Here is a 13,546-nt window from a genome sequence, read left to right on the forward strand (position 1 = left end):
TTCTTACAGGTCTGTCCAACCTTCTTTCTTATGCCTTCCGTCACAGAAGGGTTTGTTTGAACTCATTCCACATCTACAAAAAGTTGCTCCATTCTCCTTCTCGACTTCACTTCCATCTCTCAAAGTAACTTTAAGAGGACCGTTTACTCTGAGAGGACCGTCTCCAAAAACTTGTATTTCTGTTAATTTGTTATCTTCCATCATTTAGTATTTATTATCAGAAGCGATTTTCTTCTGTATTTGTTTTCAATTAAAGCCTTAGAATCATTCTAAATTAAAAGTTCTGGTTCTTCTTTTACTTATTTCATATATCAGGTAGGCCGTCAATATAAGATATTCAATTCCAATAAATGTGTAGTAGGCTTGATTTCCCATTCCGTATTTAGAGTAGCTTAAAATGATCAGAAAAGACCATAGGATGAAGAATCTTAAGTGACTAAAAACGCTGAGAAGAACACCTAAAGTTAAGTACCAGGGATGCACTGTGGTACTAAGAAGAAGAAAGGCGAGTAAAGCAAGTTGGCAAAAAAGTATAAAATCTTTAACCTTATAGGCAAGTAACATAATTACAACAAATGTACATACCCCGAGCCATGGACCTATTTGCGCAATCATATTATAACCCTTCCACAATTGGCCTATTTCTCTCAAGACAAAATAAATACTGGCATTAAATTCAAACTTTCTAAAATAAAGATCTAGACTTTCTGTAAATCCAGAAAGTTGAAGAATTAAGGGTGACAATAAAATAAGGGTTATCAGTCCCACTTTCATCAGATAGAAAAGAGCCTTTGGCCATTTCATTTGGAACAGAAAGTAGGGTAAGAAAAGTAAGGGTACGAGTTTCACTGAAATAGATAATGCGAGAAAGAAAGAGGATGCATTTAGTTTTTGAACCAAGTAGTAATACAGTGCAATCATAAAGAAACATGCTACAAATCCTTCAAAATGGAGATTGCCCATAACCTCTACGATGACCAAAGGATTTAGCGCATACCAAAGGATATTTCTCTGATCCATTTTTAATAAGTCCAATACCTTAATACCCGTGTAAATGGTGAGGCATTCCGCTGCAATTAAGATGAGTTTGATTACAAAAGAGGTATCCATCCAAGAGAATGAGCTTATATAGAATATTATTTGTGCGAAGGTGGGATAGATGCTATAGTAGTCAGGAGAGTTTAGTAAAGGGAAGGTATTTCTAAAAAGCTCTACGTTAGTACTTTCAATGTATTCTGATGGTAGATATTCATAAGGATTAATGCCCTCATGAAGCAAGTTACCATCCCATATGAACCGATATATATCATCACTTAAGTTGGGAAAGGCAAAAAGTAAGATGACTCTTATAATCACTGCACAATATAAAAGTGCGTTAAGCTTAAAGTATGACTTGTGTATTAAAATAATGTAGGAGGCAAAGGAAACTGAGAATCCGGCAAGAATAAAGCTGAAATCTTCTTGGTCAGGCACAAAGGCTGTAAACGCCACCCCGAATAAAAAGGTTAATAGAAGAACATATTTCACTTGATCCTTAAGTGCTTCACTGAATAAAAACATATTGCACCGTAACCCAGCGCTAATAATATGTGGAGTAAGATAAAGGAATTATTATTGATTTGGATACCAGCATATATCGCATAAATAAAATATAAACACAACAATCCCTCCATAATCGTAGTAAATGGAATTCTTGTCGCCATGTATTTTTCCTTATTAAGTTTGTCTGCAATATTTTTGATATCAAATTTTGGAGTTCTAATAAAAGGAGACTTTCGTCCGATGTAACCCTGGATGATGGCTATAGAATTGTGCAATGATAGTCCCATTGATAACGCTAAAAAAACCGGGAAAATGAATAAGAACTTTAAAATAATTCTAAAGAAATGCTCTCCTTTCCAGGTCGTACGTGCATTGGCTACAAAATATACACCTACTATGGATAACATGCTCAATAAGAATATTCCAAAGTATCTGGCATTCACTCCGATTGGTTCAAGAAGAAACAGCACTGGGACACTTAAAACCCCAATGATAAAGACACTAAGAAAGACTGAACTGCTCAATAAGTGAACACTGGCATGTATTTTTTTGACCAGGCTGAGATCAGATCTCCAGACAGGTGGTAACATTTTTTTTGCAGTCTCTGCGCCTCCTTTCATCCATCTAAATTGCTGAGATTTCAGACCATTCATCTCAGCTGGTAATTCGGCGGGTGACCCCACATCTTCCAGGTAGTGAATTTTCCATCCCTTCAACTGTGCCCGATAACTTAAGTCCAGATCTTCAGTCAATGTATCTGCCTCCCAGCCACCGGCATCTTCAATCGTCTCTCTCCTCCATACACCGGCTGTCCCATTGAATTGCAATAAATAATCAGCTGTTTCTCTTCCGACTTGTTCAATTGTGAAGTGCACATTAAGTTGAAAGGCTTGAAGCTTGGTAATCAAGGAATAATCTCGATTGATGTGTTCCCACCTCGTTTGAACCACTCCGATTTTTTCATCTTTAAAAAAAGGTATAGTGCTTTGTAGAAAATCAGGATTTGGAAGAAAATCTGCATCGAAAATGGCTATAAATTCACCTTTAGCGAATCGCATTCCATCTCTCAAAGCTCCGGCTTTGTATCCGGTACGTTGCTTTCTGGTGATTCTTTCAATGTTGTAACCTTTAGCTTTGTATTCTGCAACTTTTGCTTCAGCAATCTCTACGGTTTCATCATCTGAATCATCCAAAATATGAATTTCGAACCTGTTCTTTGGATAATCAAAACCTGCGATGTTGTCTACCAATCTTTCCACCACATATAATTCATTATAGATGGGCAATTGAACCGTTACGAAGGGAAATTCTTCATCTGAAAGATCTAGGCTCTGAGCAGAATCTTCATTTTTGTCTTCCTTTAAGTGGCGATTGTACTGAAATAACAAATGAAATTGCATGAGACAGAAGACCAATACATAGGTAAGTGCCAGGCAATAAATAATCAATATGATGTATCCTAATATAACCATTGGCCTATAGCAATTTAAAAATTGTCCACAGGATCTTATGTCCCGCTAATATGGTGCCTCTCACTGTTCCTGAAACCTTGGAAACACCAATCCTCTTCCGGTACTTAGCAGGAATTTCTGTAAATCTGAATTTATGTTTTGCGGCTTTCACCTGCATCTCTACAGTCCATCCAAAGGTCTTATCCTGCATTTCGATTTCTATTAATTTATCATAACGGATAGCCCGAAAAGGACCCAGATCTGTAAAGGTCACATTGTAAAACAATTTGATCAAGGTGGTTGCGAGCCAGTTACCGAACACTTGCTGCGGCATCATTGCACCTTTCTCTAACTGACCCACAGCCCTGGAGGCTATGACCATATGCATCCCGTCGTTGATGATTGGTCTTACCAGCTCCGGCATCTGTTCCGGGTAGTCCGAGTAGTCTCCATCAAGGAACACCACGATGTCAGGATTACTTTCCAGTGATTCGATGTATGCCATCCCTTTTAAACATGCGTTTCCATATCCTTTCTCGGGTTCAGATACGACAATCGCGCCTGCTTCACTGGCGACCTCCGCAGTTCGATCTGTACTATTATTTTCACATACGATGATATTCCGTACGAGATACTTTGGAATATCTTTGATGACATGAGCAATCGAAGCCTCTTCGTTGTAGGCTGGAATAATCACATCTATAATGGGTTCTCGACTCAAATTTTGAAATTGCACCGCGAAGGTACGCTATTAATTAATTAATATACTGTTCGACATATGACATTCGGATGTGGAACGTTTACTTTTACAGATAGAACGAAGAGAAATTTTACTTTTGCAGCATGAACAGAGCTTTTCTTAGTGTTTTAGTATTATTAGCACTTATAGTCGGAGGAATTACATCTTGTAGGTATTCTGAAAACTTTTACGACCGCACTGATGCGATGATTGAGTTTTCAACCGATACTTTGAGGTTTGATACCGTTTTCACTACAGTCGGTTCAGCTACACGTAGTTTTAAAATCTACAATCCATACAATGAAGCACTACTACTGAGTAGGGTTGGATTGGACAAGGGAAGTGACAGTTTTTTTAGGTTGAATGTCAATGGTGTGGCAGGGACTGAGGTTGAGGGAACTGAAATTCCGCCAAAAGACAGCATTTATGTTTTTGCAGAAGTCACAATAGATCCCGATATGGATCTTTCGATTAGCCCTTTTATCATAGAAGAACAACTTTTAGTGGAAGTGAATGGCAATCAACAAAAAATAATCCTTGAAGCCTGGGGACAGAATGCAAACTATGTCCCATCGAACGCTGCTAAAGGGCGGCTTTCTTTGTTGTCATGTGATTTGGAAACAGTGATTTGGGATGATCCCAAGCCTTATGTGATCTATGGCATTTTGATCGTAGATAGTTGTACACTGGAATTACCACCGGATTGCAAAGTTTATGTTCATGGAGGGGTTGCTTTTACAGAGGAGCGAGCGACTTACAATGATGGTAGAGTCATTGTCTTGAAGGATGGGAGTCTGGTGGCCAATGGTACAATAGATCAACCAGTCATCATTCAGGGCGATCGGCTGGAGTCTGAATATGAAGGAGTGCCAGCTCAGTGGTATGGCCTTCAGATTTTTCCGGAAAGTAAGGGGAATCAACTCAGACACACCATTGTAAAAGATGGGATTACAGGCATTACCATCGATAGTTTAGGCGAACTAGAACTGGATGCCGTGGAGGTTAGTAACCACGCTACCAGAGCTTTGGTTTCTTTTCATGTTGGTCAATTAAATATCAAAAATTCACTTTTTCATAGTGCTGGAGCTGAAACTCTCCTTGTAAAATATGGTGGTGAAGTCAACATTGACTATTCGACGATCGCGGGCTATGACGGTAACCAGGTCGCCTCTTTATATGCGGACAATTTTAGGTGTACAGACGAGATTTTTTGTAGTCCTATTTTGGTTAATCCACTTTTCATTAATTTAAGAAATACCGTCATTGCTGGTCAGAGTGAGGATGAAATACTGTTTGTTGATGGCACCTTTAACGAGGAACCAAATGTTTTTAACTACCAGCTTACAAATTGTGCGTTGGATATCGACACGCTTCTAAATGTATTTCCTAATTTTTTTGACCAATGTGAGAACTGTCTGACCATCAATAAGTCAGAAAATCTATTTGCAGACCTTGATGAGAAAAACTTTCATCTTGACACATTATCTCAACTCGAAATGCAGGCCATTCCACTTTCAGGGATTTTTAGTGATTTGGACGGAAATTTACGAGATGTTGAAAAGCCGGACATTGGATGCTACGAATATCAGTGATTCAAAAGATTAAATTAAAGTGCAGCCTTGTCTAAGGCCCGTCGAGCCATTGCCTTCAGACCAGTTTGATATAAAGCACCTTCATTTCTCTCTAAGACTCTGCCGCGCTGATCAAGAATCAATAGGGTGGGGTAGCCAGCAACACCAAACATGACGCCCAGATTGGGACCATTGTCTTTTTCAGCATTGACCTTATAGTTAATAAATTTAGACTTCATATAATCGGCAAATTTCTCATCTACAAATACATCTTCATCCATTAGTTTACATGGCGTACACCAATCCGTATAGAAGTCTACAAATATTAATTTGTTACTTGCCACTGCCTGGTCCACAACGTTTGAAAGTGAGACTGAAGAATTATGGTTAAAATCCATCTTATCTGGATTTTTAGTAGACTCATCTTCCTTTAAAACCGTATGCGTAGTTGTGCATGATAGAGCCAGAAAAATGACCAGTAAAATTTGAATGCTGATTTTCATATTCATAATTATACTTCTGAGTATAACGATATTAAAGTTATAAGATTATTGCTTTTCCTTGATTTCACTAAGATAGGCATATTTTCGACGGAGCGCTTCAGCGTTTGCTTTCGCAATTTGGTGTCCTAGCTTTCCGTCTTTGAATCCACCTTTTAGATAATAAGATCTGAAATACTTAAACCAGGGTTTAAGCTTAGAGATCAGTCCTGCCTTTTGCTTCTGTGAATACATTTCTGCTGCCCCCAAACGGGCGTAGTGGTCCAGTCTTTTCTGTAAAGATTCCACATCCGCATAGGAATAGTGCATAATGTGGCCTGGTAAAATTGTTCGGGTCTGCCATTTCTCAATATGTAAATTTTCATGCACTTTTTGATTATTCCACCTAGTCGTTTCTCGATGGTACAATCTAAATTTAATATCTGGGTTCCAATCTCCATGCTTGATGGCTACAGAGCCTATGTGATTGATACGCCTGAATCCATAGATATGTTGCTGATTAAGTTGAATTTCACAAAGCGACCGTGACATTTCATCGTCAGGACGTTCATCTGCATCTATGCTAAGAATCCAATCGTAAGTGGTCATATCTGCTCCGAAATTTCTTGCAGCTCCATATCCTTCCCAGGGTTTGGTGAAGCATTTGGCTCCGAGATTTTGAGCTATTTCCGTAGTTCTGTCAATACTTCCACTATCTACAACAATGACATCTTCCGAGAAAACTTTGCAAGAAGAAATACACCCTGCTATTTGGTTTTCCTCGTTGTGTGTGATGACTACGACAGATATATTATTCTTGCACTTTAGCATAAGCTACAAAATAAGGATTTCTAAGCACCTCCTTATTATAAATTAAAGGTTGTCCGGTTTCCTCATTGATAACTTTTCCGCCTGCTTCTTCTAATATGATTTGAGCAGCTGCGGTATCCCATTCCATGGTGGGTGCTAATCTTGGGTAGAGCTCTGCATCACCTGAAGCGAGAATCAGAAATTTAAGCGAGCTTCCTCTTGAAACCAAGTTTGGTTGATTTAAGCCATCTACAAAGTGTTGGGTGTCTTCATTCAGGTGTGATCTGGAACAGACTACTCTAAGTCCTATATCATTCAAATGGAATGGTTTCGAGGCCAATGGAGTTTTAGTGCCGCCATTGACATGAAAAGCGCCCGCATTTCTATAAGCATAATACAGGTCTTCAGTAACAGGTGTGTAAACTATTCCACCTATGACAACATTATTTTGAATGAGTGCAATGTTGACGGTAAAATCACCATTCCTCTTTATAAATTCCTTAGTTCCATCCAATGGGTCAACCAGCCAGAAATGAGGGTATTTCGATCGTACCGAATAAGGTATCTGCTTATTCTCTTCACTAATGATAGGGATCTCAGGAAACAAGTCTAAAAGTCCACTGCAAATGATCTCATTGGCCATCTTGTCGGCTTTGGTAAGCGGAGAATCATCTCCTTTGACCTCGACACCGAAGTCATCTGAATTGTAAATTTCCAAAATCGCTTCGCCTGCTTTTTTAGCGATTCCCAATAGTTCATCCAGATTCTTGTTCCAGTTCATCGATATTTTTACTTTTAGAGCTCGCAAAGGTAAAAATATAATACGATGGGTAAAATTTTAGTGACAGGAGGCGTGGGTTACATTGGTTCACATACCGTTGTGGATTTAATTGAAAATGGTTATGAAGTTATTTCTGTGGATAACCTAGTCAATTCGAAGGAAAGTGCATTAGAAGGAATCGAAAGAATAACCGGCATAAGCATAGAAAATTATGAAGTTGACCTTTGTGATCTTAATGATCTGAGACAAGTATTTTCCGAGCACCCTGATATAAGTGGCGTTATCCACTTTGCAGCGTTAAAAGCAGTTGGTGAGTCGGTTGAAGAACCAGTGTTGTATTTTAGAAATAACGTCAATGGCCTTATTAATCTGGTGGATTGTTGTATAGAGTCAAATGTGAAACATTTTATTTTCTCATCATCTTGTACGGTCTACGGAGTCGTGGAGAACTTGCCTTGTACTGAAGATTCTCCAATCAAACCTGCTGAGTCACCCTATGGAAGGACAAAGCAGATCAGCGAAATGATCATTGAAGACTCCTTTAGAAACACGGATGTAAAAGCGATATTACTTAGATACTTCAATCCTGCTGGTGCCCATAAAAGCAATCTGCTAGGAGAAAATCCCAAGAAAGTAGCGTTGAATCTGGTTCCAGTTATCACTGAAACAGCTTTAGGGTTAAGAGAAAAAACAGTGGTTTTTGGTGACCAATTTGATACCAGAGATGGTAGTTGTGTCAGAGATTATATTCACGTCATGGACCTAGCAGATGCTCATACAAAAGCCTTGCAGTTTCTGGAAAACTCACCAGAAGCTAAAAAGTTAGATAGCTACAATCTGGGTATCGGAAAAGGTGTTACTGTTCTGGAGGCCATCAAGGCCTTTGAGAAAGTGACCGGCCAACCATTGAACTACGAAATAGGACCTCCACGGCCAGGTGATGTGGTAGCCATCTATGCCGATCATACTAAAGCCACTAAGGATCTCGGTTGGAATCCAACTCGAGGAATCGAGGAGATTATGGAGAGTGCATGGAAGTGGGCTAATAGAAAGAACTAAGTTTGCCTGGAATAAAATCCGAGACCATTTGACAAGAAGAGTTGTGAGCAATGATTTTAAAGATTGGGTTAGATTCCTGCGCTGTACAACTGCAAGATTGAAAATTCTTCACTAAAGTATTGATCAAGACAGCTAGCCCTATCCCATGCAATTATCTTTGCAAAAGCACTGTTTAAAACAAAACTGATTTTGTGAGGATACTATTTACTTTTATACTCCTATACTCTTTTTATTACATTCATGCTGCAGACTACTACTGGGTAGGAGGCAGTGGAAATTGGTCTGATATCTCCCATTGGGCAGCCGCGTCCGGAGGCACCGTTAAATACCCTGTCGCTCCCACATCAGAGGATAATGTCATTTTCGATGAAAATTCATTCGATGCTCCAGGTCAAGTCGTCACCTTCAAGAACAATATCATTTTCTGTAAGTCGATGGATTGGTCTGTAGTTACGAATAATCCGACCCTTCGAGGAGCTAAATCCGTTACCGTAAGTGTTTTCGGTGATCTACTTCTATCTAATGAAATGTCAATAGCCTTCGAGGGTAAATTTCTGTTGACAGGATCTATGGGAAATAAAAGGGTCGATTTTGCTGGCAATCTGATTCCCGGCGTTGTGACTTTTGAAGGAGAAAGTACCTGGTCAGTCGAAAGTGCACTTGAAATTGACTCCATGCTAGAAATAAGCCGTGGGAATGTGCATTTCAATGAGAACGACATCAATTGTCAATTTTTTCATATCAACACTTTCGGGACTAAAGAAGTCAATTTGACAAACTCTAACATCGTAATCTCAGGATCCTACCAGGAAGACTATGGTTATGACGGAGATGGCTCTGTCAGCATGATCATACAAAGAAACTTTCTGACCTTAAATGCCGAAGGATCTGTCATAGATATTTCTGCTGCCAATCCTGAGTTAAGATATTTAGGTCAGCAAGAAGTCAAATTAGATACGGTTCGTTTTTCTGCAACAACCGGATCTGCGCTATTGAACTCCACCTGGCATGAAGAGCCAATTGAATTTGGTGAACTTAGCTTTAATTCCAGTGCCAGGGTGGAAGGCAGTTTCAATGCAGAAATGGTCTCTTTTGGAGCGGGAGGTCGATACAGATTGGGGGCAGAAAGGAGGTATCAGATTGGAGACGTTTTGGCCGCCGGGGATTGTGTAGAAGGTGTGATTGTCACTTCTGATAATCCTGGAGTCCCTGTAAATATTGAGCTTACGAGTGGGAATGTTGATGTTGACTTTATCACAGCAAGAGATATTCACATCGAAGGAGGTCTGCTCAATGCAAATAATGGCGTTGACCTGGGAAATAATATGGGCTGGAATTTTAACAATACCACCGCGGTGGATTATTACTGGGTTGGTGGATCCGGTTGGTGGGATGATCCTTCACACTGGTCTCTTACTAGTGGAGGACCTTCAGCGGGTTGTATTCCTTCAGGAAAGGATAATGCTTTTTTTGACGTCAATTCTTTTACTGCACCCAATCAAAGCGTTAGGCTTAACAACAGAAGTACGTTTATTCACGATATGATTTGGTCAGATGTTATTGGGGCCCCAGAGTTTACAAGTCGATTGGATCAAAGAATGGTGGTTACAGGATCTCTTGAACTTGATCCAAATATGAAGCATGATATTTCAGGGTATTATGATTTTGAGTCAATCGAGAAGGGGAATACCATTACCACGAATGGAAAAATTTTCAATGAATCTATATCTTTTGCAGGGACAGAGGGCGAATGGTTATTGGTGGATGATGTAGAAGTTTACAGAGCTGTATACTTTAATTCAGGCACACTGGATATCAATGGTAATCAGCTCATTATGACCAGGATGATCAGTAATTCTAATAGAATGCGAAACCTGGATATTTCAGATAGCTACCTATTTCTGAGGGAATCGCAATATCTCAGTGTGGAGTGGAATGTTCATATGCAGGGATTTATGGTGGATGCGACCAATAGCACTATAGAATTTGTAGACAAATCTTCATTTCAGCATGATGGGCAAGCAACCCGAGGTAAACCACATTATGCTAAAGTAATTTTTAATAATGTACGTGGAGGGGTCACCAGCTTTGATGAGTTGACAGATGAGTCAGAGACTTCGGTGATTGTGGATGACATGACATTTAGTGGCAGAGGTAATTTTACGGGGTCTACAGAGGTTGGTATTTTAAGACTGGCAGAGGGTTTCTCTTATGTTTTTGACTCCAATGGAAATCGGAGGCAGGTCATCAGCGAAATCATTACGCAAGGAAGTTGTGACAAAGGGACGACCATGTTGTTTGGAAGTACTCCTGGTGAAAGAGGTCATATAGAATTAAGAAACAACGAAATGCTCGAGAGAATGTACATTTTCGACATTGAGATATTGGGAAGTACTTTAACCAATAACAATTCAATCGACGGTGGCAATAATATCGGCATGACCTTTAATGAGCTAAGTGGAAGAACTCTTTACTGGGTTGGGGATGGAGGATTGTGGCAGGATGTTTCACATTGGTCTCTGAACAGTGGTGGTGCAGGAGGGGAATGCATACCTACACCATTGGATGATGTCGTATTTGATCAAAACTCTTTCAGTTCTGCAAATCAAACAGTGGAAACCATACCTTCCCAATTCGCCTATTGTAAAAATTTTAGTTTTACAAATCAAACACAGAATCCCAGAATTTGGATGGATTATTTGCAGATCAATGGCTCAATCCGGGTGGACAACTCTTTTCGTTATGATGTGTCCTGGTTGATTTTGACGGGTGAATTAAGTGAAACTATAGTATTGGGTGGTCAACAATTGGAGAATGTCAGGATGCGAGGGCAAGGACAATACACATTTATGGATCAGGTCATGATGAACAATTTGATCCAGAATTCCGGAGAAATAGTATTGAATGACATCCTGGTAGAATGCAACAGCATAGCTACTGAAGGAAATAGGCCCATGATAATGACCTTAGGAAAATCTGAGATCACTTTTTATATCAACAATGCATACGGGTTTAATGATAGAAGCCGAACGCTGACTGTGAATCCTGGCCAATCCACCTTAATCTTTCCAAAAGACGATGTGGGCGTTTTTTCGCTAAGTAAAATTAAATTGCACGATATCCGATTTACCAATCCAGGTGGAAGGGCCACGATTGCTTCCAGGCAGGTTTGGGATGAAGGTGATCTCGATGGTACATTGACAGTTTCATCCATTAGCTTCAATGGAGACGGACAAGTCATAGGCAATTTGGTAGCAGATACTCTGATAGGTGTTGCTGGAAAGGTTTATACACTCAATCAGGATCGCGATTATAAGATTTCTGAATATTTGCAATTGAGAGGCAACAATTGCACACCTATTGAATTACGGTCGTCTGCAAATGATGTTAAGGCAAGGATTAAAATGCCTGCAACTGCGGAAGTAGTCGTTGATTTTGTTCAAATGAAGGATATCGTTGCTTCCGGCGGAGCAGATTTTAATGCGGGGTCTCGTAGTGTCGATGTCGGGGGTAGTAATCGAGGCTGGACTTTCCAGGATGCGCCTGATTTCATAGAAACAGGTTTTCTGGGAATGGATAGAGCCATTTGTGAAGGTGAAGATTTAGAATTATCAGCATTTAGTTATAGCCCGAAAGAGCAATATGTCTGGAGCGATGGAAGCACAGATTCGATTTTGTTGGTTGAACGACCAGGACTGTATTATGTAGAAGTTCAGTTTCAATCTAATTGTGTTCTACATGACACCATTTTGGTGGTTGGTGCTCAGGAAATTGAGCCTGAATTGCCTGATAGTACTTTGGTTTGTTCAAAAACAAATGTAGAGTTAGACGTTTCAGTTCCATACGAGGGTGCTTCATATTATTGGAACACGGGTTCTGATGAACCTAGATTGCTTGTTGATGAGGAAGGAAAATACAGTGTGGTCGTGGAGGTCTTGGGTTGTACAAAAGAAGATTCTACGATTGTAAAATTTGTCGATGATCCAGGTGATATTTTATGGGACGAAATTAGTATTTGTGAAGGAGAAGAATTTCTTATTGTTCCAATGGTAGAAGGAGACCAGTACCAATGGCAGGATGGTTCCACTGATAAAGATTACGTGGCTAGGCTTGAAGGCAATTATCATTTACTGTTGTCAAAGGAAGGGTGTGAATTCATGGACTCTCTTTTTCTATCTATATCGCCGCTCCCTGCGATAGATTTGCAAAGTGACACAACAATTTGTGAGGGGGATTCATTACGAATAGTGCTGGATGAGATTTTAGACTATCAATGGTCAGATGGGAGTAGTGATCACATGATCGAAATGAATGGTGCTGGAAAATGGTGGGTGAGCGTGACTGATGCCAATGGCTGCATGAACAGGGATTCAGTAATGGTTTCCACAAAGGGTATACCGGAAGTCAACTTAGGTGATGATCTGGAAGTCTGCGCTAATGAAGAAGTCATTTTAAAAGTGCCAGACATGTTTGAGGACTTTGAATGGGAAGACGGAAGTATTGAAAAAGAGCGATTGATCATTCAGGAGGGAGAATATCAACTTTTTGTAAGAGACAATGGTTGTAAAGGTTCTGATCAGATCAAAGTAGAAATGATCGCTTTACCCAACATAGACATCGGTCCAGCAGATACGCTTTTTTGTGAAGAAAGGCCTTTAAGGATTGAACCGCTGCGTAGGTCTCCGGGAAAATTGACCTGGCAAGACCTTAGCGAAGAAGAATTTTTCATAGCAAGTGTACCCGGACTGGTGACTGCTACCGTTTTTGATGGGCTCTGTGAAAATTCAGATACCATTCGGGTTGATTACAAGGATTGTGTTTTCTTCGATGTTTATATTCCAAATGCCTTTTCACCCAATGACGATGGATATAATGACCAATTTGAAATCTTCGTTCCTGAGGATTTGATTGTCAACTCATTTTCACTTCTTGTGTATGATAGATGGGGCAACCAGGTCTTTAGCAGTCAGCAAATTGACCATTCCTGGGATGGAAGTTTTCAGACCAAAGTGCTCGATAATGGCGTATACATCTATACGCTCTTTATAGAATATACAGATGTAGACGGAACCGGAAGTCAAATCATTAATGGAGATATCACCATTTTCAAATAG

The 13,546-nt window shown here is 39.8% G+C and carries 10 protein-coding genes; 3 read left to right on the forward strand and 7 right to left on the reverse strand.

The genetic code is table 11. From position 1 onward, the window contains the following. Positions 1-3: 3 nt before the first annotated feature. The 4 genes from L2567_RS05475 to L2567_RS05490 form a co-directional block, all read right to left on the reverse strand. Positions 4-201, reverse strand: coding sequence for a CDGSH iron-sulfur domain-containing protein (locus L2567_RS05475; RefSeq protein ID WP_235296741.1), 198 nt, complete (start codon positions 199-201; stop codon positions 4-6). A gap of 63 nt (positions 202-264) precedes the next feature. Further along, complete coding sequence (locus L2567_RS05480) at positions 265-1,560, reverse strand: hypothetical protein (RefSeq protein WP_235296742.1); 1,296 nt, start codon at positions 1,558-1,560, stop codon at positions 265-267. Then, positions 1,524-3,014, reverse strand: coding sequence for a cellulose synthase family protein (locus L2567_RS05485; RefSeq protein WP_235296743.1), 1,491 nt, complete (start codon positions 3,012-3,014; stop codon positions 1,524-1,526). The genes L2567_RS05480 and L2567_RS05485 overlap by 37 nt, the downstream gene beginning before the upstream one ends. A gap of 4 nt (positions 3,015-3,018) precedes the next feature. After that, positions 3,019-3,714: a glycosyltransferase family 2 protein gene (locus L2567_RS05490; protein ID WP_235296744.1), complete on the reverse strand. Its 696-nt coding sequence runs from the start codon at positions 3,712-3,714 to the stop codon at positions 3,019-3,021. Positions 3,715-3,836: 122 nt separating this feature from the next. Here L2567_RS05490 and L2567_RS05495 point away from each other — a divergent pair, with 122 nt between their 5' ends. After that, positions 3,837-5,324 (forward strand): hypothetical protein, encoded by a 1,488-nt coding sequence (locus L2567_RS05495; RefSeq protein WP_235296745.1) that lies wholly within the window; start codon positions 3,837-3,839, stop codon positions 5,322-5,324. 14 nt (positions 5,325-5,338) lie between these two features. Here L2567_RS05495 and L2567_RS05500 read toward each other — a convergent pair whose 3' ends face one another. The 3 genes from L2567_RS05500 to cysQ are packed head-to-tail and all read right to left on the reverse strand — an operon-like array spanning position 5,339 to position 7,373. Next, positions 5,339-5,806 carry a thioredoxin family protein gene (locus L2567_RS05500; RefSeq protein WP_235296746.1) on the reverse strand — a complete coding sequence of 156 codons (468 nt, stop codon included), beginning with the start codon at positions 5,804-5,806 and terminating at the stop codon, positions 5,339-5,341. Between the two features lie 45 nt (positions 5,807-5,851). Next, positions 5,852-6,613, reverse strand: coding sequence for a glycosyltransferase family 2 protein (locus tag L2567_RS05505; protein WP_235296747.1), 762 nt, complete (start codon positions 6,611-6,613; stop codon positions 5,852-5,854). Beyond that, the gene (cysQ, locus tag L2567_RS05510; protein WP_235296748.1) at positions 6,594-7,373 is read right to left on the reverse strand and encodes a 3'(2'),5'-bisphosphate nucleotidase CysQ; all 780 of its coding nucleotides are present in this window, start codon (positions 7,371-7,373) and stop codon (positions 6,594-6,596) included. Before cysQ ends, L2567_RS05505 begins: the two co-directional genes overlap by 20 nt. Before the next feature lie 45 nt (positions 7,374-7,418). On the opposite strand from cysQ, the gene galE reads away from it, so the two are divergent. Then, a complete protein-coding gene (gene galE, locus L2567_RS05515) occupies positions 7,419-8,432 on the forward strand; it encodes a UDP-glucose 4-epimerase GalE (protein ID WP_235296749.1) in 1,014 nt (337 codons plus the stop codon). Between the two features lie 191 nt (positions 8,433-8,623). Further along, on the forward strand, positions 8,624-13,546 hold the full coding sequence (locus L2567_RS21120; RefSeq protein ID WP_235296750.1) for a T9SS type B sorting domain-containing protein: 4,923 nt from the start codon (positions 8,624-8,626) through the stop codon (positions 13,544-13,546).

It is taken from the genome of Portibacter marinus (assembly GCF_021533195.1).
Classification (GTDB): Bacteria; Bacteroidota; Bacteroidia; order Chitinophagales; family Saprospiraceae; genus Portibacter; species Portibacter marinus.

Coding starts and splice junctions, on each gene's coding strand:
- L2567_RS05475 (WP_235296741.1), bottom strand. CDS start 201: ATGGAAGATAACAAATTAACAGAAATACAAGTTTTTGGAGACGGTCCT.
- L2567_RS05480 (WP_235296742.1), bottom strand. CDS start 1,560: ATGTTTTTATTCAGTGAAGCACTTAAGGATCAAGTGAAATATGTTCTT.
- L2567_RS05485 (WP_235296743.1), bottom strand. CDS start 3,014: ATGGTTATATTAGGATACATCATATTGATTATTTATTGCCTGGCACTT.
- L2567_RS05495 (WP_235296745.1), top strand. CDS start 3,837: ATGAACAGAGCTTTTCTTAGTGTTTTAGTATTATTAGCACTTATAGTC.
- L2567_RS05500 (WP_235296746.1), bottom strand. CDS start 5,806: ATGAAAATCAGCATTCAAATTTTACTGGTCATTTTTCTGGCTCTATCA.
- L2567_RS05505 (WP_235296747.1), bottom strand. CDS start 6,613: ATGCTAAAGTGCAAGAATAATATATCTGTCGTAGTCATCACACACAAC.
- cysQ (WP_235296748.1), bottom strand. CDS start 7,373: ATGAACTGGAACAAGAATCTGGATGAACTATTGGGAATCGCTAAAAAA.
- galE (WP_235296749.1), top strand. CDS start 7,419: ATGGGTAAAATTTTAGTGACAGGAGGCGTGGGTTACATTGGTTCACAT.